We start from the raw sequence: 17429 nt of genomic DNA on the forward strand, positions 1-17429 counted from the left end.
GCAGAACATGAGCCAGGACGGCGCACAGGGCCGGTACGCGGGGCGGGCACTCGCCAACAACCGCTATCAGCTGCGCGACTTGCTCGGCGAAGGCGGCATGGCCTCGGTGCACCTCGCGCACGACACCATGCTCGACCGCCCCGTCGCGATCAAGACCCTGCACACCGAGCTGGGCCGTGAGCAGGCCTTCCGCGAGCGGTTCCGCCGCGAGGCGCAGGCCGTGGCCAAGCTCACGCACACCAATATCGTCTCGGTCTTCGACACCGGCGAGGACGCCCTCGACGGCTCGACGATGCCGTACATCGTCATGGAGTACGTCGAGGGCCGCCCGCTCGGCTCGGTGCTCGACGAGGACGTACGGCAGTTCGGCGCGATGCCCGCCGACAAGGCGCTGAAGATCACCGCCGACGTCCTCGCGGCGCTGGAGATCAGCCACGAGATGGGGCTGGTGCACCGCGACATCAAGCCGGGCAACGTCATGATGACCAAGCGCGGTGTGGTCAAGGTGATGGACTTCGGCATCGCGCGCGCCATGCAGTCGGGCGTGACGTCGATGACGCAGACCGGCATGGTCGTCGGCACCCCGCAGTACCTCTCCCCCGAGCAGGCCCTCGGCCGTGGCGTGGACGCCCGTTCCGACCTCTACTCGGTCGGCATCATGCTGTTCCAACTGGTCACCGGGCGGCTGCCGTTCGAGGCGGACTCGCCGCTGGCGATCGCGTACGCGCATGTCCAGGAAGAGCCGGCCGCGCCCTCGTCGATCAACAGATCGCTGCCGCCGGCCGTGGACGCGCTGGTCGCCCGCGCCCTGAAGAAGAACCCGAACGAACGCTTCCCGAGCGCCGAGGCCATGCGCGACGAGTGCCTGCGCGTGGCGGCCTCCTTCCAGGCGGCGCCGCCCAGCATCGTCCCCGGCGCGCAGACCGCCAGCGGTGCGGGAGTCGGCTCGGCCGTCTTCCCGCCGGTCGGCCAGACGCCCCCGCCGCCCACCAACAACGTCCAGACCCCGTACCAGCCGGCCCCCACGCCGAACCCGTACGGCACCCCGACCCCGACCCCGGCGCCCGCCCCGGCGTACGGCTACCCGCAGCAGGGCGGCTACCAGACGCCGGCGCCGAACGCGTACACGCCGAACACCCCGCCGCCGTACAACCTCACGCCCCAGCAGGCCTCCGCGCCTTCGTCCGGCGGCGGCAAGAGCAACCGGCCGGTCGTCCTCGGCTCGATCATCGTCTCCGTCGTCGCGGTCGGCGGCCTCATCGCGGCCCTGACCCTGAGCGGCGGCGGCACGGACGACGACGCCAAGGGCAGTGACGGCGCGAGCACGTCCGCCTCGTCGCATCCGTCGGGATACCGCTCCGGCGACCCGAACCGGACGGTCGAGACGAGCGAGTGCACCGACCCGCAGGAGTCGTACAACGACCCGGACAAGATCCAGGTCCCGGACTTCGCCTACAAGAGCTGGGACTCGGTCCTGTCCTGCCTGAAGGCCGCCGGCTGGCACTACGACAAGACCCCCGTGGACGAGAGCACGTGGGGCGAGGGCACCGTGATCCGGCAGTCCCCCAAGGCCGGTACGGATGTCGACCCGAAGGACGTGGACATCCAGTTCGACATCTCCACCGGCAACCCGTCCTGACGGACCCCCGCGGCCGGGCCGTGCCGCGGGGCATCATGGCGGTATGACCGATCTTGGAACAGTCGCGCCGGTACCGGCGGCCGTGGACGTCTCAGGGCTGGCGGACCTGGCAGGGGGCCATCACGCCCGTGCCGTGACCCCGCTCGGGACGCGGGAGGTCGCCGGGCACCTGGTGAAGGTGTACGGCATCCAGGCACCCGGACGGGCCGTCATGGACGGGGAGGCCGCGCTGCGCATCGCCGGGGCCCATCTCGCCTCGGCCCGGCTGCGGGGCTCGCTCGGGCTGGCCGTGGTGCTGGCGCACGCGGGTGGGGACGGGGACTATCTGCTGGTCCACACGTGGATCGAGGGACACATGTCCGACCTCGCGGTCTTCGCCGGGCCGGTGGACCGGCCGGAGGAACTGCGCCCGGGGCGGCAGGGGCTGGCCCCGTGCGTGTGGGAGGCGGGCGTGCTCGCCCACGAGCGGGACGCCTTCGTCACGCATGTGCTGGACGGCACCGGGGAGTTGGCGGACCGCCTCACGGCGTGGGGCGCGGACGTACTGGAGGGGGAGGTCCGATGACGGGTCCTGCCGGGGTGCGGCGGGCGCGGGTCGAGGACCTGCCGGAGCTGATCGCGCTGATCGGTGAGCATGCCGTGTACGAGAAGGCCGACCCGCCCGCCGAGGGGCTCGCCGGGCGGCTGGAGCCGCTGCTGTTCGGGGCTCCCGAGCCCCGGCTGATCTGTCTCGTCGCCGAGGTGGGGGACGGCGGGCCCGTCGTCGGGTACGCCACCTGTTCCGCCGAGGTCTCCACCTGGGACGGGGCCGAGTACCTCCACATGGACTGCCTGTTCCTGCGGGACGGGCATCGCGGGCTCGGCCTCGGGGAGAAGCTCATGGAGGCCGTGCGGGGGGAGGCGCGGCGGCTGGGGCTCGGGCATGTGCAGTGGCAGACGCCCTTGTGGAACGAGGGGGCGATTCGCTTCTACGGGCGGATCGGGGCCACCTCGAAGGAGAAGCGGCGGTTCTTCTGGCCGGCCGGCTGAGCGGCCATGAGAAAGGGGCCCGCCGCCGCAGGCCCCTTCCCCCACCGCTTCGCTACGTCAGCTGATCTTCGCGTAGCCGTAGTTGATGAGCTTCTTCACGTCCGCCGTGCGGTTGTCCGCGGAGGACGCCGTCAGGACCGCGCCCATCACCGACTCGCCGTTGTACGTGGCGGCGAAGACCAGGCAGTACTTGGCGTCGGTGCCGGAGCCGGTCTTGACGCCCAGCGTGCCGTTCCAGCCCAGCAGGGTGTTGGTGTTCTTCCACGCCGCCATCGTGCGCGTGGAGCCGGAGCTGGTGATCGTCTTCGCCGTGTACGACTTGGTCTTCACGACGGACTTGAAGGTGGAGCTCTTCATGGTGCTGCGGGCGAGCTTCGTCAGGTCGCGCGGCGTCGAGTAGTTGGAGCCGTTGCTGATGCCGTCGAACGAGTCGAAGTGCGTGTTCGTCATGCCCAGGTCGGCGGCCTTCTTGTTCATCTTGGCGATGAAGTTCTTGGTGCGGGCCGCGACCGTCGTGCCGGAGCCGAACTTGTCGGCCAGCGCCATCGCGGCGTCGCAGCCGGACGGCAGCATCATCCCGTACAGCAGCTGACGGACGGTGACCTTGTCACCGACGATCAGGTGGGCCGACGAGGCGCCCTTGGAGACGATGTAGTCGCTGTAGGCCTTCTTGATCGTGACCTTGGCGTCCAGGTTCAGGTTCGTCTGCGTGAGCACGACCTTCGCGGTCATGATCTTGGTCGTGGAGGCGGTCAGCCGCTTGGTGTCGGCCGACTTGGTGAAGAGGGTCTTGCCGGTGGCGCTGTTCATCAAGAACCCGCCCTTGGCCGTGATGGTGGGCGTGGTGACGGCCTGCGCCGGCGCCGCGGTGAGAGCCCCGGTGGCGAGCATCGCGCCGGCCGTGAGGGCGACAGCAGCGGCTCTGCGGACACGGAGGCCCTTGGTGGCGGTAATCAACTGAAATACCCCGAATACGTCGAATTCACCTGTGGTGCGGCCGAGTTGAAGGGGAAAGACGGTGGGGCCGCATGTGTGAGACACGTAAGTAGCACAGAAGGTTGTGCGGCATCCGGGGCGGGTGTTGCCTTTTTTGCGCGAGGGGCTCCCGTGGTCCGCATCGTGAAACGGGACCCCTCATGCGTACGTGTTGTATCTATGCTGTGCGCATGCCTTCCGCCCCACCCGCAGCCACCGACCGGCCCCCCGCCACCGCCAAGCAGCCACCCGCAGCCGACCGCGTCTACACCCACGTCAAACAGGGCGTCCTGGAGCGCCGCTACGAGGGCGGGACCCTGCTCACCGAGGGCGAGCTCGCCGAGGCCGTCGGGGTGTCGCGCACGCCCGTGCGCGAGGCGCTGCTGCGCCTCGAGGTCGAAGGGCTGATCAAGCTCTACCCCAAGAAGGGCGCGATGGTCCTGCCCGTCTCCGCGCAGGAGATCGCGGACGTGGTGGAGACCCGGCAGCTGGTCGAGGAACACGCCGCGCGCAAGGCCGTACCGGCGTCCCCGCAGCTCATCGCCCGGCTCGAGGAACTGCTCGCGCGGCAGAAGGAGCAGGCCGCCGCCGGGGACCTGGCGGGCGCCGCCGTCACCGACCGCTGCTTCCACGCCGAGATCGTCCGCAGCGGGGGCAACGAGATCCTCTCCCGGCTCTACGACCAGCTCCGCGACCGGCAGCTGCGGATGGGTGTCGCGGTCATGCACGCCCACCCGGACCGCATCACCAAGACCCTCACCGAGCACGAGCAGATCCTCGACGCGCTGCGCTCCGGCGACGCGGAGGCGGTGGTCGGGCTGATCCACGGACACGTCGAGTGGTTCTCGCACCTCGCGCGGGGTGAGGTCCGATGAGGACGAGCTCCCTGCCCGGCGACCCGCCCGGCGGCCGGCGCGCGATCGCCGTCTGGGGCATCGGTGTCTCCGTCTACTTCGTCGCCGTCATCTTCCGCACCTCCCTCGGCGTCGCCGGCCTCGACGCGGCCGACCGCTTCCACGTCAACGCCTCCGCGCTGTCGACCTTCTCGATCCTGCAGCTGCTGGTCTACGCGGGCATGCAGATACCCGTCGGCCTGCTCGTCGACCGCCTCGGCACCAAGAAGGTCCTGACCCTCGGGGTCGTCCTCTTCACCGCCGGGCAACTGGGCTTCGCCTTCTCCCCCTCGTACGGCATGGCCCTCGCCTCACGCGCGCTGCTCGGCTGCGGCGACGCGATGACGTTCATCAGCGTCCTGCGGCTCGGCAGCCGCTGGTTCCCCGCCCGGCGCGGCCCGCTGGTCGCCCAGCTCGCGGGACTGGTCGGCATGGCCGGCAACCTTGTCTCCACCCTCGTGCTGGCCCGGCTGCTGCACGGCATCGGCTGGACGGCCGCCTTCGCGGGCAGCGCGCTCGCGGGCGTGCTGGTGCTGGTCCTGCTGGTCCTGTTCCTCAAGGACCACCCCGAGGGCCACGAACCCGAGCCCGTCCCGCACCAGGGCGCGGCCTACGTCCGGCGCCAGATCGCCGCCTCCTGGCGGGAGCCGGGGACACGTCTCGGACTGTGGGTGCACTTCACGACCCAGTTCCCGGCGATGGTGTTCCTGCTGCTGTGGGGCCTGCCCTTCCTGGTCGAGGCCCAGGGCCTGTCCCGGGCGACCGCCGGCGAGCTGCTGACCCTCGTCGTGCTGTCCAACATGGTCATAGGGCTCGTCTACGGCCAGGTCGTCGCCCGGCACCACGAGGCGCGGCTGCCGCTGGCGCTCGGGACCGTGGGCGCCACGGCGCTGCTGTGGGCGGTGACGCTGGCGTACCCGGGCGAGCACGCGCCCATGTGGCTGCTGGTGGTGCTGTGCGTGGTGCTGGGGGCGTGCGGTCCGGCGTCGATGCTGGGCTTCGACTTCGCGCGGCCCGCGAACCCGCCGGAGCGGCAGGGGACGGCGTCCGGAATCACCAACATGGGCGGGTTCGTCGCCTCGATGACGACACTGTTCGCGGTCGGTGTGCTGCTGGACGCCACCGGGGACGATTACCGGATCGCGTTCTCCGTGGTGTTCGTGCTCCAGGCGGTGGGGGTCAGCCAGATCCTGCGGCTGCGGAAGCGGGCGATTCGCAGGGAGCGGGAACGGCTTGTCGCGAGCCGGGTGGAGACGGTGCACGTTCCCGCGTGAGCGGGGCACGCCGGTGGGGGCGGCCCTGGGGGCTCCGCCCCCGGACCCCGGCCTTCGCCCACCCGCCGTCCGATTCGGTCGGCTGGAAAAGTCCTGCTACGACGTCACCGCGAAGTTCCGCAGTATCGACGCCGTCAACTGCGGATCGCCCTCCGCCTTCACCCGGTCCGCCACCGCCTCCGGCGTCACCCGCCCGCAGGCCAGGCGGACGTAGGTCTCCCAGTCCAGGGTGAGGGCGGCGGCGGGGCCGAGCGCGGGGGCGGTCTCCAGGGTGCCGCGGCCCTGGATGTCGACGCGGATCGTGCGCAGGAACTCGATGGGGCCGTGGACGTCGAAGACGACCGCCGAGCTGCGCGGCGCGTCGGCCTTCTCCGCGACGACGGCGGGGAGTTCGGCGAGCAGGACGTCACGCGCGATGTGCGCGCCGGGCGAGTCGAGGTTGCCGGGGCGGCCGAGGGCGGCACGCAGGTCCTGCTCGTGCACCCAGACGTCGAACGCGTGCCGCCGCATCGACGCTTCGAGGGTCAGTTCGGTGCTGTACGGGCCGCGCACCTTCGCCTGCGGGTCGCGCGACTCGTTCCGCAACTGGCGGTTGCGGCGGATGATCACGTACTCCAGCTCGGACGTCATCTCCGGCGCGGTGTGGTGGCGGCGGACGTCGACCTGCATCTCCATGTACCGCTGCTGCTCGTTCGTCACGTGGTACAGGTCGCGCGGCAGGGTGTGGATCGGGCGCGGGTCGCCGAGCATCTCGCAGTCCAGGCCGATGACATGGGAGACCACGTCACGGACCGACCAGCCCGGGCACGGCGTGCGCCGGTTCCACTCTCCCTCCACGAGCGGCGTCACCAACTCGGATATCGCTTCGATGGAGTGGGTCCAGGCGTCGGCGTAGGGCTGGAGGGTGGGATGCAGACTCACGGAACGGGACCCCTCGGCGGTCGGTACACGGGCAGGTGGTGGCGGCGTTGCCAGCGGGAGGTGGCTGCACTGAGCGGGTGTGTTGAAACGCTAAGTTACGCTGCTGTGAGGCACCCCGGCAGTGCTTTCGTGTGACGATCGTAGGCCCGTGTGAACGGCTCGAATGCCAGGACGGTGGTAGTGTGCGCGCCTCTCTGATCCAGATCGACGTGAACGAGGGCGAATCGGTCGAGTCGCGTCGACGGCGGGTGGCCTCTCTGGTGCGGGCGCAGGCGGGCGCCGATCTCGTCGTCCTCCCCGAGCTGTGGACCACCGGCGCCTTCGCCTACGAGGGGTTCGGCAGCGAGGCGGAACCGGTGGACGGGCCGACGCACGAGGCCATGGCGAAGGCCGCCAGCGACACGGGTGTGTGGCTGCACGCGGGCTCGATCCCCGAGCGTGCCGACGACGGCACCCTCTACAACACCTCGCTCGTCTTCTCCCCCTCCGGTGATCTGATCGCCGCCTACCGCAAGATCCACCGCTTCGGCTTCGACAAGGGCGAGGCCGTGCTGATGGGCGCGGGCCGGGACCTGGTGACGGCCCGTCTGCCCGACACGACCCTCGGCATGGCCACCTGCTACGACCTCCGTTTCCCCGAACTCTTCCGCGGCCTCGTCGACGCCGGCGCCGAGACCCTGGTCGTCCCCGCGGGCTGGCCGGAGCGCCGCCGGGCGCACTGGACGCTGCTGGCCCGGGCGCGGGCGGTGGAGAACCAGGCGTTCGTGCTCGCGTGTGGAACGGCCGGGACGCACGCGGGAGTTCCGCAGGCCGGTCACTCGATCGTGGTCGATCCGTGGGGCGAGGTGCTGGCCGAGGCGGGCGCCGGCGAGGAGGTCCTGACGGTCGAGTTCGACGCCGGGAAGGTCGCGGCGACCCGCGAGCAGTTCCCGGCGCTCAAGGACCGTGTGCTGGGCCTGGAGACGCCGCGCAGGCCGTAGCAGGCCGCAGCCGGGCCCGGACCGCAGCCGGGCGCGGGCCGCAGCCGGGCGCGGGCCGCAGCCGGTCCCCGGCCAGGTGTGTTGACCCAGCGCTTCAGGTCACTACACCTGGCCCTCGCGTTCCTTCTCCGCCAGGTGGATCACGCACACCGCCACCGCGATCAGCAGCGCCGGGTCCGCGTCCTCCCGTACGACGTCCACGCCGTAGGTCTCCCGGACGTGCAGCCAGCGGCGCGAGACGACGGCGAGGAGCTCCTCGTCGTACTCGATGGCGAACTCCCGGTCCAGGATCTTGCCGCTGACGTCCAGTTCGGTGCTGCCGTCGGCCAGGGTGACCCGGTAATGGTTGCGCAGCAGCGACAGGCGTTTGCGTGTGATGCGGGCCAGGGGCTCGCCGTCCCGCTCGATCAGCATCGTGTCGCGCAGGGCGAACATCTTCTGGCGGATGTCGATGAGGACGCGCCCGCGTGTGTCCTTCAGCTCGAAGGTGTCGCGCAGCCGCATGGCCTTGCCGTCGACGAGGAAGACCTTGTTGCCCTGGTCGTCCTCGATCCAGTAGTCGTCACCGAAGCCGAGGAGCCGGTCGCGTACGAGGAATCTCATGCCATGACCGCTTCCCCGGACGCCGGGCCGAAACGCCGCCGGTACTCCGACGGACTGAGCCCGGTCTCGCGCCGCACACGCGCGCGGAGGTTCGCGGCGGTGCCGAGCCCGCTCCGCGCGGCCACGACGTCGAGCCGCTCCTCGCCCCGCTCGATCAGCCGGCAGGCCAGCGCCACCCGCTCCCCGGTCAGCCAGGCCAGCGGTGTCGTCCCCAGCTGGGCCCGGAAGCGGCGGTGCAGCGTCGCGGGGGAGACGGCCGCGCGGGTCGCGAGGTCCGCCACGGTCAGCGGCTCGCCCAGCCGCTCCTGCGCCCACGCCAGCAGCGGCCCCAGCGACTCGTCCGGCACCTCGGGCACCGGCCGTTCCACGAACTGGCGCTGCCCGCCGTCGCGGTGGGCAGCGAAGACCAGGCGCCGGGACACGTGGTTGGCGATCTCGGCGCCGTGGTCGCGCCGTACGACATGCAGGCCGAGGTCGAGCGCCGAGGCGCTGCCGGACGCGGTGAGGATGTCGCCGTCGTCGACGAAGAGCACGTCCGGCTCCAGCCGTACCCGCGGGAACCTGGCGCGGAAGGAGTCGGCCCACATCCAGTGGCAGGCCGCCCGCCGTCCGTCCAGCAGCCCGGCCTCCGCCATGGTGAACGCCCCCGAGCAGAAGCCGAGCAGCCGGGCGCCCCGCGCGTGTGCCCGGCGTACGGCGTCCAGGACCCGTGGTGAGCGGGGGGTGCCGGTGTCGGGCCGGTTCGGCACGATCAGGGTGTCGGCCTCCTCGGCGGCCTCCAGCCCGGCGACGTCGGTGAGCGTGAAGAAGCCGTCCCGCATCCGGGTGCGCGGCCCGGCGGCGCACAGGGAGAAGTCGTAGAGCGTCCGCCCCAGTTCGGGCCGCCGGAGTCCGAAGATCTCGATGGCGCAGCTCATCTCGAAGGGGTTGGAGTTCTCGTCGACGACGAGCACCACCCGGTGCGGACGCTGCGAGGATTCTTGCGGCATATGCGATTCCTAGCACTCGTGAACCGCTGGGGCCACCCCGGACGATGACGTCATGGAACCCGACACCACGGAGCCCGACGCCATGGAACCCATCGACCTCGCCACCGCCCTCGCCTCCTTCACCGACCGGTGGAGCCCCCGCATCGTCACCGCCGTCAACGACTACGACGTCCGCATCGCCAAGGTCGAGGGCGACCACGTCTGGCACGTCCACGACCACACCGACGAGTTCTTCCTGGTCCTGGACGGCGAGCTGCACATATCCCTGCGGGAGCCGGCGGGCGAGCGCACGGTGGTCCTGCCGAAGGGATCGGTCTTCACCGTCCCCCGCGGCACCGAGCACAAGCCCTACGCCCCCGCCCCCACCGCCATCCTCCTCATCGAGCCCACCGGCACCCTCACCGTCGGCGACCGCCATGACGACGTGCCGGACCACGTGGACGCGACGACCGGGCACGCGCTGAGGTGACTGTCGGTGCCGGGTGGCACCCTTGACCCATGAGCGACTCCGCGCCCCGCCGTGTACGTGTCCGTGCCCCCGAGCTGATCGGCAAGGGCGGCTGGCTGAACACAGGCGAGAGGCAGTACACCCTTGCCGACCTGCGGGGACGCATCGTCATTCTCGATTTCTGGACCTTCTGCTGCATCAACTGCCTCCACGTCCTCGACGAACTGCGCGAGCTGGAGGAGAAGCACCGCGACACCGTCGTCGTCATCGGCGTGCACTCGCCCAAGTTCGTCCACGAGGCCGAGCACACGGCGGTCGTGGACGCCGTGGAGCGGTACGGGGTGGAGCACCCGGTGCTGGACGACCCCGAGCTGGCCACCTGGAAGCAGTACGCGGTACGGGCCTGGCCGACGCTCGTCGTCATCGACCCGGAGGGGTACGTCGTGGCGCAGCATGCCGGGGAGGGGCATGTGCACGCGATCGAGCGGCTGGTGGAGGAGCTGGAGGCCGAGCACGCGGCCAAGGGGACGCTGCGGCGCGGGGACGGCCCGTACGTGGCGCCGGAGCCCGAGCCGACCGTGCTGCGCTTCCCGGGCAAGGCGCTCGTGCTGCCCTCGGGGAACTTCCTCGTCAGCGACACCACCCGGCACCAGCTCGTCGAGCTGGCGGCGGACGGGGAGAGCGTCGTACGGCGGATCGGGTCCGGGAAGCGGGGTTTCCAGGACGGTACCGCCGCGGCCGCCTCCTTCAACGAGCCGCAGGGGCTCGCGCTCCTCGACGAGGGGGAGGGGGCCGTCGTCGTCGCCGACACCGTCAACCACGCCCTGCGGCGGCTGGACCTCGTCACCGGCGAGGTGACCACCCTCGCGGGCACCGGTCGGCAGTGGATGCAGGCCGACGCCACCTCGGGGCCCGCGCGCGAGGTCAACCTCTCCTCCCCCTGGGACGTCGCCCACTGGAACGGCAAGGTGTGGATCGCCATGGCCGGCATCCACCAGCTGTGGGCGTACGACCCCGAGGGCGGCACGGTCGCGGTCACCGCCGGCACCACCAACGAGGGCCTTGTCGACGGGCCCGGCGACGAGGCCTGGTTCGCGCAGCCCTCCGGGCTCGCCGCCACCCCGGACAAGCTGTGGCTCGCCGACTCCGAGACGTCCGCCCTGCGCTGGGTCGGCCTCGACGGCGCCGTCCGCACCGCCGTCGGAACCGGGCTGTTCGATTTCGGCCACCGCGACGGCGCCGCGGAACAGGCGCTCCTCCAGCACCCGTTGGGCGTCACGGCACTCCCCGACGGCTCGGTCGCCGTCAGCGACACCTACAACCACGCCCTGCGCCGCTACGACCCGGCGACCGGTGAGGTCACCACCCTCGCCACCGACCTGCGCGAGCCCAGCGACGCCGTGCTCGTCGGCGAGGACATCGTGGTCGTGGAGTCCGCCCGGCACCGGCTGACCCGGCTGCGGCTGCCGGAGGAGGCGGTGAAGGTGGCCTCCGTCGCCCACCGCACCCAGCGGGCCGCCACCGAAGTGACCCCCGGTGAGCTGCGGTTGGACGTCATCTTCCAGGCGCCCGCGGGGCAGAAGCTCGACCTTCGCTACGGCCCCTCGACCCGGCTGCTGGTCTCCGCCACCCCGCCGGAGCTGCTGCTCGGCGGCGAAGGAGAGGGCGCGGGCACCGATCTCTCCCGCACCCTGCGCCTCGATCCGGCCGTCGGGGAAGGCGTGCTGCACGTCTCCGCGATGGCCGCGTCCTGCGACGACGACCCCGACAACGCGTACCCCGCCTGCCATGTCCACCAGCAGGACTGGGGAGTTCCGGTCCGCCTCGTCGAGGGCGGGACGGACCGGCTGCCCCTGGTGCTGGCCGGGATGGACCCTGACCAGCGGGAGCACTAGGGCCTGCCGGCCCCGGCTCCGCTACCGGCGGCGCGGGCGCGGTGCCAGTTTGTACAGGGCCACGCCCGCGGCCGCCAGGGTGGTGGCCGTGACGATCAGCGCCATGCTGTTCATCCACAGGCCGGTCGCGGCCAGGGTGGCGCCTGAGGCACCGGTGGTCCCGGCGCCGATCACTCTTCCGTACATCGTGCTTCTCCTAGTCGTGCTGCTCCTGGTCGGAGATCATGTGGCGACCCACTTCTCCTCGCTGCGGCGCAACATCCCCCACAGCGAGGCGAAGTAGACGGCGTGCTGGAAGAGGTCGTAGAGCATCTCCGGCACCATCAGGGCGGCGACCAGGACGGCCCGCCGGCCGGCCCGTCGCACGGAGACGGTCTTCTCGACCACGAAGATCAGGCCGATCGCCGTCCAGAACGGCGAGAAGCCCGGCCAGCCGTACAGCGTGGTGAAGCCGGCCATGTAGGTCAGGTAGACCAGGAACGACAGCGCGCCGAAACCCATCAGGAACTGCTGGGCGAAGTAGCGGGCGGTGACCTTGGTCCAGCCGTAGTCGCGCAGGTTCTCCAGGGCGCCGCGCTGCCAGCGCAGCCGCTGGTGCCAGAGTTTGCCGAGGGTGGGCATGACCTCGGTGGTGACCGCGCAGCCGGCCGGGGACATGGCCCGGTAGCCGAGGGTCTTGACCGCCTTGGTCATCTCGTCGTCCTCGGTCAGCGAGGCGAGGCTGTAGTAGCCGGTGCCGCCGCCGATCACCCCGGCGCGGCGGGCCGCCCGCACCTCGCGCAGCACCCGGGCGCGGAACATGGTGCCGGTGCCGGTGAGGACCTGGGCCTTGCCGCCGGTGCGCTCCAGTTCCCAGGCGTAGCGGTGGAACTCCATGCGTTGCAGCAGGCCGAGGAGTCCGCCGCCCTGCTCGCCGTAGAAGACGCCGCCGACGGCGCCGACCTTGCGGTTGAAGGTGGTGAGGGCGGTCTCGGCGAAGGAGGGGGCCAGGACGGTGTCGGCGTCCTGGACGAGGAGGAGGTCGCGGTCGTCGAGGTGGGGCAGTATCCAGGCGATGGCCTGGTTGAGGGCGCCGGCCTTCTTGTGGGTGTTGCCCTGGGTGTGGAACACCTGCGCGCCGTGCGCGACGGCGGTCGCGGCGGTGTCGTCGGTGCAGTTGTCGCAGACCACGATGACGAGGTCGGGCCGCCGGGTCTGGTCGCGCAGTCCGTCGATGGCGGCGCCGATGCGGTCCGCCTCGTTGTGCGCGGGGATCAGGACGGCGAGCCGGGGGCGCGTCGGCGGTTCCTCGGGGGCCGCGTGGGCGCGGCGGGCCGCGTGGCGGGGTATCTGGTGCGGTCGGGGACCGCTCGGCGCCGCGAGGTCGAGCACGGCGGGCCCCCTGGTGCGAAGTCTTGCGAGGACAGGGCCCGGTACCGCGCAGGCCCCGGGCCCCTGAGTCCTCACAAGTCTTCACGAAATCCCTACAACCCGACAAGCAGTCCGGTGTAACGGACTGCTCACGGTTGTCTGGATATTTCCTGTGCGCCCATTTGATGACGAGCCGTCAGTACGGCGGCTCCCTGCGGGTCCGCCCCTCCTCGTCGATGACCGGCGTGGTGGGCGGCACCACGACCCGCCTGCGCCGCGCGATGCTGCTGAAGGTGCTGACCCCGATCAGTCCGACGACCATCAGGATGATGCCGACCAGATCGAGGTTGACCCCCTGCATGTCCCAGTCGGTCGCGAACGTGAGGATGGCTCCCGCGGCGATGAGGATGATGCATCCGCCGAGGCCCATGTGTGTCGCCTCCCCTGCATGACGTTTCCGTCAGGGGCGGGTACCCAGCCGGGTGAACCTATCCCTCCAGGAACGCCACCAGTGCGTTGGCCAGCAGATGCGGGTCGTCCGCGCCGCACAGTTCGCGGGCGCTGTGCATCGACAGGATGGCGACGCCGATGTCCACGGTCTTGATGCCGTGCCGGGCCGCGGTGATCGGGCCGATGGTCGTGCCGCACGGCATGGAGTTGTTGGAGACGAAGGACTGGAAGGGGACGTCCGCCTTCTCGCAGGCGGCGGCGAACACCGCCCGCCCCGAACCGTCCGTCGCGTAGCGGTTGTTGACGTTGACCTTGAGGATCGGGCCGCCGTTGACGCGCGGGTGGTGCGTCGGGTCGTGCCGCTCGGCGTAGTTGGGGTGGACCGCGTGGCCGGTGTCGGAGGACAGGCAGACGGTGCCCGCGAACGCTCTGGCCCGGTCCTCGTACGACCCGCCGCGCGCGAACACCGACCGCTCCAGGACGCTGCCCAGCAGCGGCCCGTCCGCTCCGGTGTCGGACTGCGAGCCGTTCTCCTCGTGGTCGAAGGCGGCGAGCACGGGGATGTACGGCGGCTCGGCGCCGCTGGACACCGCGGCCAGCGCGGCCACCCCGGCGTGCACGGACAGCAGGTTGTCCATGCGCGGACCGGCCACCAGCTCCTGGTCGCGGCCCAGGTAGGCGGGCGGCTCGACGGAGTGGACCATCAGGTCCCAGCCGGTGACCTCGCCCGCGGCGAGCCCTTCCTCCTGCTCCAGGAACGCGATCAGATCGCCCTCGCGGACGTCGTTCCCGAGCCCCCAGATGGGCTGCAGGTGCCGCTGCTTGTCGAGCTTGAGGCCCTCGGCCGACACCGAACGGTCCAGGTGGATGGCGAGCTGCGGCACCCGCAGCAGCGGCCGCCCGACGTTCACGAGCCGCGTCGAGCCGTCCCGCAGGGTCAGCCGGCCCGCGAGGCCCAGGTCGCGGTCGAGCCAGGAGTTCAGCAGCGGTCCGCCGTAGATCTCCACGGCGACCTGCCGCCAGCCGTGCGCCCCGGCGTCCGGCAGCGGCTTGACCCGCAGGTTCGGGGAGTCGGTGTGCGCGCCGACGATCCGGAACGGCGTGTGCGGCGCGGCACCCTCGGGCACGTACCAGGCGACGATCGCGCCGCCGCGCAGCACGTACTTGCCGCCGCTCGTCCCGTCCCAGGCGTCCGTCTCGGCGACCTGCCGGAAGCCGGCCTTCTCCAGCCGTTCGGCGGTGTTCGCCACGGCGTGGTACGGCGACGGACTCGCCGCCAGGAAGGACATGAGGTCGTCGGTGTGGCCGCGGTCGAAGCGGGAGGGTTCGCTCATGGGGTTCACCTTAACGACGTACGAGGGCCCGCTCCCGGCAGTGGAAGCGGGCCCTCGGGAGAGCTGTACGGATGTGTCCCGGAACGCGGACCGGAAGGCGGACTAGAACGCCGCCTCGTCCAGCTCCATCAGGTCCAGCTCGACGTTCTGGGCGAGCTTGCGCGCGCCCGTGACGCCCGGCAGGACGTTGGCCGCGAAGAACTTCGCCGCCGCGATCTTGCCGGTGTAGAACGCCTTGTCCTTCGCCGAGGCCGTCTCCAGCTTCTCGGCCGCGACCGCGGCGCCCTTCAGGAGCAGGTAGCCGACGACCACGTCACCGGAGGCCATCAGCAGGCGGGTGGTGTTCAGGCCCACCTTGTAGATGTTCTTGACGTCCTGCTCGGTGGCCGCGAGGTCGGTCAGCATCAGACCGACGATGGCCTCCAGCTCGACGGCCGCCTTGGCGAGCTGCTCGCGGGCGCCGGCCAGCTCCTCGCCGCCGGTGCCGAGCGCCAGGAACTTCTTGATGTCCTCGGCGAGACCGTTCAGGGCCGCGCCCTGGTTGCGGACGATCTTCCGGAAGAAGAAGTCCTGGCCCTGGATCGCGGTGGTGCCCTCGTACAGGGTGTCGATCTTGGCGTCCCGGATGTACTGCTCGATCGGGTACTCCTGGAGGAAGCCGGAGCCGCCGAAGGTCTGGAGCGACTGGGCGAGCTGCTCGTAGCCCTTCTCGGAGCCGTAGCCCTTCACGATCGGCAGGAGCAGGTCGTTCAGCGCGTGCTCGGCCTTGGCGTCCTCGCCCGCGGCCTCCTTGACGGCGATCGCGTCCTGGATCGAGGCGGTGTACAGCACCAGGGCGCGCATGCCCTCCGCGTACGCCTTCTGCGTCATCAGCGAGCGGCGCACGTCGGGGTGGTGGGTGATGGTGACCTTGGGCGCGGTCTTGTCGCCGAAGGCGGCCAGGTCGGAGCCCTGGACGCGCTCCTTGGCGTACTCGAGGGCGTTCAGGTAGCCCGTCGACAGGGTCGAGATGGCCTTCGTGCCGACCATCATCCGGGCGAACTCGATGATGCGGAACATCTGGCGGATGCCGTCGTGCTTGTCGCCGATCAGCCAGCCCTTGGCGGGGTGCTGGTCGCCGAAGGTCATCTCGCAGGTGTTGGAGGCCTTCAGGCCCATCTTGTGCTCGACGTTGGTGGCGTACACGCCGTTGCGCTCGCCCAGCTCGCCGGTCTCGAAGTCGAAGAGGTACTTCGGGACGAGGAAGAGGGACAGGCCCTTGGTGCCCGGACCGGCGCCCTCGGGACGGGCCAGCACGTAGTGAAGGATGTTCTCCTCCATGTCGTGCTCACCGGAGGTGATGAAGCGCTTCACGCCCTCGATGTGCCAGGAGCCGTCCTCCTGCTGGACCGCCTTGGTGCGCCCGGCACCGACGTCGGACCCCGCGTCGGGCTCGGTGAGGACCATGGTGGAGCCCCAGGTCCGCTCCACGGCGATCTGGGCGATCTTCTTCTGTACGTCGTTGCCCTCGTCGTAGAGGATGCCGGCGAACGCCGGGCCGGAGGAGTACATCCACACGGCCGGGTTGGCGCCGAGGATCAGCTCCGCGTACGACCAGATCAGGGACGGCGGGGCGACCGTGCCGCCGATGCCCTCGGGCAGGCCCAGGCGCCAGTACTCGGAGTCCATGAAGGCCTTGTAGCTCTTCTTGAAGGACGCCGGGACCGGCGCGGTGTTGGTCTCCGGGTCGAAGACCGGCGGATTGCGGTCCGCGTCCGCGAAGGACTCCGCCAGGTCGTGCTCGGCGAGACGGGTCATCTCGTCGAGGATGCTCTTCGCGGTCTCGACGTCCATCTCCTCGAAGGGTCCGGTGCCGTACAGCTTGTCGCGGCCGAGTACTTCGAAGAGGTTGAACTCGATGTCGCGCAGATTCGACTTGTAGTGCCCCATGGCGACGGCTCCCTGGAGAGACGGGCGAGGCACTGGATCCTCGCGCTAGTTCACATACCAACAAGTAGCTTCGATACGATGATGCTACCCGTCGGTAATAAGTCGCAACCCCGATCCCGCCATCTGTGACGGTTCACACCGGGCCGTCCGCCGGGCCCCGCCCGCTCGGTACGCTTGCCGCCATGTACGGCTACGACCAGAGCGCGGGAGCGCAGCAGCAGTACGCCACGCCGCAGCAGCAGATGGCCGGCGGCGTGGGCGGGTACGGCCAGCAGCCGCCCCTGTACCCCGAGCCGTCCCCGCCGTCCCTCGCGGACGCGGTGCGCGCGTTCACCACCGGCCAGCTGGCCGCCGAGGACTTCCAGCAGATCTTCGCCACCTCGAAGGTGTACTGCCCCCGCGGCGACAACCCCGGCTTCCTCGCCCTGCACAACACCCAGCAGCCGGTGATCCCGATGTTCACCTCGCTGAAGGAACTGCGCCGGTACGCGGGCAAGGAGTCCAAGTACTTCGTGATCACGGGCGCCGAGGTCATCGACCTCCTGCCGACCGGCTACGGCTTCGTCCTGGACATGGAGGGCGAGCACCGGATGGTCTTCGACGCCAAGGCGGTCGAGCAGATGGTGGAGTTCGCGATGCGCCGGATGTACGGCTAGCCGACGCCCGGCGGAACGAAAATCCTCCCCTGCTTGTCACAGCCATGCCATAAAGTTCCCCCTT

General features: G+C 70.7%; 18 protein-coding genes. 9 read left to right on the forward strand and 9 right to left on the reverse strand.

Features of this window, described 5'->3' with window-relative positions; genetic code table 11:
* The first annotated feature begins 7 nt into the window (after nucleotides 1-7).
* The 3 genes from DI272_RS23225 to DI272_RS23235 are packed head-to-tail and all read left to right on the forward strand — an operon-like array spanning nucleotide 8 to nucleotide 2668.
* Complete coding sequence (locus tag DI272_RS23225; RefSeq protein WP_109497215.1) at nucleotides 8-1639, forward strand: protein kinase; 1632 nt, start codon at nucleotides 8-10, stop codon at nucleotides 1637-1639.
* A 43-nt stretch (nucleotides 1640-1682) separates the two neighbouring features.
* The gene (locus DI272_RS23230; RefSeq protein WP_109497216.1) at nucleotides 1683-2204 is read left to right on the forward strand and encodes a hypothetical protein; all 522 of its coding nucleotides are present in this window, start codon (nucleotides 1683-1685) and stop codon (nucleotides 2202-2204) included.
* The gene (locus tag DI272_RS23235; RefSeq protein ID WP_109497217.1) at nucleotides 2201-2668 is read left to right on the forward strand and encodes a GNAT family N-acetyltransferase; all 468 of its coding nucleotides are present in this window, start codon (nucleotides 2201-2203) and stop codon (nucleotides 2666-2668) included. The genes DI272_RS23230 and DI272_RS23235 overlap by 4 nt, the downstream gene beginning before the upstream one ends.
* Before the next feature lie 57 nt (nucleotides 2669-2725).
* On the opposite strand, the gene DI272_RS23240 is transcribed toward DI272_RS23235, so the two are convergent.
* Nucleotides 2726-3625, reverse strand: a complete 900-nt coding sequence (locus DI272_RS23240; RefSeq protein ID WP_109497218.1) for a D-alanyl-D-alanine carboxypeptidase family protein — start codon at nucleotides 3623-3625, stop codon at nucleotides 2726-2728.
* A gap of 209 nt (nucleotides 3626-3834) precedes the next feature.
* On the opposite strand from DI272_RS23240, the gene DI272_RS23245 reads away from it, so the two are divergent.
* Both DI272_RS23245 and DI272_RS23250 read left to right on the forward strand, forming a co-directional pair.
* Nucleotides 3835-4518: a GntR family transcriptional regulator gene (locus tag DI272_RS23245; protein WP_109500990.1), complete on the forward strand. Its 684-nt coding sequence runs from the start codon at nucleotides 3835-3837 to the stop codon at nucleotides 4516-4518.
* Nucleotides 4515-5810 carry a nitrate/nitrite transporter gene (locus DI272_RS23250; protein WP_109497219.1) on the forward strand — a complete coding sequence of 432 codons (1296 nt, stop codon included), beginning with the start codon at nucleotides 4515-4517 and terminating at the stop codon, nucleotides 5808-5810. The genes DI272_RS23245 and DI272_RS23250 overlap by 4 nt, the downstream gene beginning before the upstream one ends.
* Nucleotides 5811-5906: 96 nt before the next feature.
* Here the strand turns inward: DI272_RS23250 and DI272_RS23255 are convergent, their stop codons facing one another.
* Nucleotides 5907-6731: a maleylpyruvate isomerase family mycothiol-dependent enzyme gene (locus tag DI272_RS23255; RefSeq protein WP_109497220.1), complete on the reverse strand. Its 825-nt coding sequence runs from the start codon at nucleotides 6729-6731 to the stop codon at nucleotides 5907-5909.
* 182 nt (nucleotides 6732-6913) lie between these two features.
* Between DI272_RS23255 and DI272_RS23260 the strand changes: the two genes are divergently transcribed.
* On the forward strand, nucleotides 6914-7711 hold the full coding sequence (locus DI272_RS23260) for a carbon-nitrogen family hydrolase (protein WP_109497221.1): 798 nt from the start codon (nucleotides 6914-6916) through the stop codon (nucleotides 7709-7711).
* Between the two features lie 102 nt (nucleotides 7712-7813).
* Here DI272_RS23260 and DI272_RS23265 read toward each other — a convergent pair whose 3' ends face one another.
* Nucleotides 7814-8314 (reverse strand): LURP-one-related/scramblase family protein, encoded by a 501-nt coding sequence (locus DI272_RS23265; protein WP_109497222.1) that lies wholly within the window; start codon nucleotides 8312-8314, stop codon nucleotides 7814-7816.
* Entirely contained in the window at nucleotides 8311-9303 is a 993-nt protein-coding gene (locus DI272_RS23270; RefSeq protein ID WP_109497223.1) for a GlxA family transcriptional regulator, read from the reverse strand. Before DI272_RS23270 ends, DI272_RS23265 begins: the two co-directional genes overlap by 4 nt.
* 52 nt (nucleotides 9304-9355) lie before the next feature.
* On the opposite strand from DI272_RS23270, the gene DI272_RS23275 reads away from it, so the two are divergent.
* Complete coding sequence (locus DI272_RS23275) at nucleotides 9356-9772, forward strand: cupin domain-containing protein (protein WP_258314637.1); 417 nt, start codon at nucleotides 9356-9358, stop codon at nucleotides 9770-9772.
* 29 nt (nucleotides 9773-9801) lie between these two features.
* Complete coding sequence (locus DI272_RS23280) at nucleotides 9802-11646, forward strand: NHL domain-containing thioredoxin family protein (protein WP_109497224.1); 1845 nt, start codon at nucleotides 9802-9804, stop codon at nucleotides 11644-11646.
* Nucleotides 11647-11667: 21 nt separating this feature from the next.
* Here the strand turns inward: DI272_RS23280 and DI272_RS44595 are convergent, their stop codons facing one another.
* The 5 genes from DI272_RS44595 to DI272_RS23300 form a co-directional block, all read right to left on the reverse strand.
* The gene (locus DI272_RS44595) at nucleotides 11668-11832 is read right to left on the reverse strand and encodes a hypothetical protein (RefSeq protein ID WP_181387290.1); all 165 of its coding nucleotides are present in this window, start codon (nucleotides 11830-11832) and stop codon (nucleotides 11668-11670) included.
* Between the two features lie 36 nt (nucleotides 11833-11868).
* Nucleotides 11869-12975, reverse strand: a complete 1107-nt coding sequence (locus tag DI272_RS23285) for a glycosyltransferase family 2 protein (protein WP_181387546.1) — start codon at nucleotides 12973-12975, stop codon at nucleotides 11869-11871.
* A 217-nt stretch (nucleotides 12976-13192) separates the two neighbouring features.
* Complete coding sequence (locus tag DI272_RS23290; protein ID WP_109497226.1) at nucleotides 13193-13426, reverse strand: DUF6458 family protein; 234 nt, start codon at nucleotides 13424-13426, stop codon at nucleotides 13193-13195.
* Between the two features lie 58 nt (nucleotides 13427-13484).
* Nucleotides 13485-14780 (reverse strand): M18 family aminopeptidase, encoded by a 1296-nt coding sequence (locus DI272_RS23295; RefSeq protein WP_109497227.1) that lies wholly within the window; start codon nucleotides 14778-14780, stop codon nucleotides 13485-13487.
* Between the two features lie 102 nt (nucleotides 14781-14882).
* Complete coding sequence (locus DI272_RS23300; RefSeq protein WP_109497228.1) at nucleotides 14883-16709, reverse strand: acyl-CoA dehydrogenase; 1827 nt, start codon at nucleotides 16707-16709, stop codon at nucleotides 14883-14885.
* A gap of 182 nt (nucleotides 16710-16891) precedes the next feature.
* Between DI272_RS23300 and DI272_RS23305 the strand changes: the two genes are divergently transcribed.
* Nucleotides 16892-17365, forward strand: a complete 474-nt coding sequence (locus tag DI272_RS23305) for an SseB family protein (RefSeq protein ID WP_109497229.1) — start codon at nucleotides 16892-16894, stop codon at nucleotides 17363-17365.
* Nucleotides 17366-17429: the final 64 nt, after the last annotated feature.

This window comes from Streptomyces sp. Act143 (genome assembly GCF_003143935.1).
Lineage (GTDB): Bacteria > Actinomycetota > Actinomycetes > Streptomycetales > Streptomycetaceae > Streptomyces.

Bases quoted from the DNA above. Each gene is read 5' to 3' on its own strand.
- DI272_RS23295 (WP_109497227.1), bottom strand. From the start codon at position 14,780: ATGAGCGAACCCTCCCGCTTCGACCGCGGCCACACCGACGACCTCATG.
- DI272_RS23275 (WP_258314637.1), top strand. From the start codon at position 9,356: ATGGAACCCGACACCACGGAGCCCGACGCCATGGAACCCATCGACCTC.
- DI272_RS23250 (WP_109497219.1), top strand. From the start codon at position 4,515: ATGAGGACGAGCTCCCTGCCCGGCGACCCGCCCGGCGGCCGGCGCGCG.
- DI272_RS23270 (WP_109497223.1), bottom strand. From the start codon at position 9,303: ATGCCGCAAGAATCCTCGCAGCGTCCGCACCGGGTGGTGCTCGTCGTC.
- DI272_RS23230 (WP_109497216.1), top strand. From the start codon at position 1,683: ATGACCGATCTTGGAACAGTCGCGCCGGTACCGGCGGCCGTGGACGTC.
- DI272_RS23300 (WP_109497228.1), bottom strand. From the start codon at position 16,709: ATGGGGCACTACAAGTCGAATCTGCGCGACATCGAGTTCAACCTCTTC.
- DI272_RS44595 (WP_181387290.1), bottom strand. From the start codon at position 11,832: ATGTACGGAAGAGTGATCGGCGCCGGGACCACCGGTGCCTCAGGCGCC.
- DI272_RS23290 (WP_109497226.1), bottom strand. From the start codon at position 13,426: ATGGGCCTCGGCGGATGCATCATCCTCATCGCCGCGGGAGCCATCCTC.
- DI272_RS23245 (WP_109500990.1), top strand. From the start codon at position 3,835: ATGCCTTCCGCCCCACCCGCAGCCACCGACCGGCCCCCCGCCACCGCC.
- DI272_RS23265 (WP_109497222.1), bottom strand. From the start codon at position 8,314: ATGAGATTCCTCGTACGCGACCGGCTCCTCGGCTTCGGTGACGACTAC.
- DI272_RS23225 (WP_109497215.1), top strand. From the start codon at position 8: ATGAGCCAGGACGGCGCACAGGGCCGGTACGCGGGGCGGGCACTCGCC.
- DI272_RS23235 (WP_109497217.1), top strand. From the start codon at position 2,201: ATGACGGGTCCTGCCGGGGTGCGGCGGGCGCGGGTCGAGGACCTGCCG.
- DI272_RS23305 (WP_109497229.1), top strand. From the start codon at position 16,892: ATGTACGGCTACGACCAGAGCGCGGGAGCGCAGCAGCAGTACGCCACG.
- DI272_RS23280 (WP_109497224.1), top strand. From the start codon at position 9,802: ATGAGCGACTCCGCGCCCCGCCGTGTACGTGTCCGTGCCCCCGAGCTG.